Raw genomic sequence first — 1,591 nt, forward strand, 5'->3', positions numbered from 1 at the left:
GAGCAGGTACGGGCTGACCGCCGCCCGGCCCCGGGCGGCCCGCGCCAGCACCTGCCCCTCCAGCGTGGACATCCCGCCGACACCGCCGACGATCACCGCGATGCGCTCCGGGTCGACGTCGCGGCCCACCTCGATACCGGCGTCGGCGAGCGCCTCGGCGGCGGTGATCAGGGCCAGCAGCACCACCCGGTCGAGCACCTTCGTCTCCGGTCCGGAGGCGACGCTGCGCGGGTCGATGTCCGGCAGCACGCCGGCCACCTCCAGGCTGCCCGCCGCCGGGTGTCCCTCGGGCGGCCGGCGCAGCCCGGAGCGGCCGGTGTGCAGCGCGTCGAACGTGTCCGCCACGCCGCGCCCCGCCGGGGTGAACAGGCCCATGCCGGTGACGACGGCGGTCACGACGGCGCCTCGGTCAGATAGCGCTCGCGCAGCGCCACCTTGCGTACCTTGCCGGTGACGGTGACCGGGATGTCGTCGGCGCGCACCGGGACGATCCGGCGAAGCGTGGCGCCCACGTCCGGGCCCAGCGCGGTACGGATCCGCTCGGTACGGTCCGCGTCCGGGTCGGCGCCTGCGGCCAGTTCCAGCAGCACGTCGGTGGTGACCGTGCCGTCGTCCGCCTTGACGATCACCACGGTGCAGTCGGTCACGTCGGGGCTGGCGGCCAGGATGCGCTCCTCGGACAGCGCGGTGAAGAACCGTTTGCCGTCGCCCGCCTCGACCGAGTCGACCGCCCGGTCCAGGTGGTAGTAGCGGCCGTCCTCGTCGGCGTACACCAGGTCGCCGGTGAGGTACCAGCCGCGCAGCCGGAACCGGTACGTGGTGACCGAGTCGTTCCAGTAGCCGCGGAACAGCGACGGCGAGTCGATGCCGAGCCAGCCGACCTGCCCGGGCGGCAGCTCGTTGCCGTCGGTGTCGAGCACCGCGACCTTGGTGAACCGGTACGGGCGGCCGACGCAGCGGCCGTACCTGTCGGTGTCGGAGGTGTGCGTGATGTGGAACATCGAGTGGCCCATCTCGCTGGAGCCCAGGCCGTCGATGAACACCGACCCGGGTACCCGGGTCACGCCCTGACGGGTCACCACGTCGCGGGAGCCCACCGCGACCAGCCGCCGTACGTGCGGCTCGTGCGAGCAGTCGCCGGTGTTGAACCACAGCCGCACCGAGTCCAGGTCGTAGCCGGACAGGTCGAAGCGGGCCAGCTCGGCCCAGGTGACGGAGAAGCCGAACACGCCGTCGGGGCGCCACCGCTGGATCGCGTCGAGCACCCGCTCGCCGCCCTGCTCGGAGAGCAGGAACATCTCCGCCCGGTTGCCGAGCGCCTGGTTGACCATCAGCACGGTGGCGGTGTGCGGGGCGGGCAGCGCGTTGAGGATGCGCGTGGTGCCCTGCGCCTGCGGCATGGACAGCAGGTGCCGGGTCGCGGCGAGCAGGCTGGCGTGCGAGTGCAGCACCGCCTTCGGCACTCCGGTGGTGCCGGAGGTGTGGGTGATGACGATCGGGTCGTCCGGGTGGTGCCGGTAGTGCGCGGGCGCGGCGTCCGGGTCGCCGGTCCCGGCCTGCGCGGGCTCGCCGAGCATCGGCGCGCCCAGGT

At 73.5% G+C, this 1,591-nt stretch carries 2 protein-coding genes; both read right to left on the reverse strand.

Annotated features, from left to right (window positions below; all coding sequences use genetic code 11):
• A partial coding sequence (locus KBX39_RS30745) for a beta-ketoacyl synthase N-terminal-like domain-containing protein (RefSeq protein WP_312247521.1) occupies positions 1-396 on the reverse strand: 396 nt, incomplete at its 3' end.
• A partial coding sequence (locus tag KBX39_RS30750) for a class I adenylate-forming enzyme family protein (protein ID WP_210873900.1) occupies positions 393-1,591 on the reverse strand: 1,199 nt, incomplete at its 5' end. The genes KBX39_RS30750 and KBX39_RS30745, both read right to left, overlap by 4 nt.

The sequence above is a fragment of the Micromonospora sp. D75 genome (genome assembly GCF_018070405.1).
In the GTDB taxonomy this organism is placed as follows: domain Bacteria; phylum Actinomycetota; class Actinomycetes; order Mycobacteriales; family Micromonosporaceae; genus Micromonospora; species Micromonospora chalcea.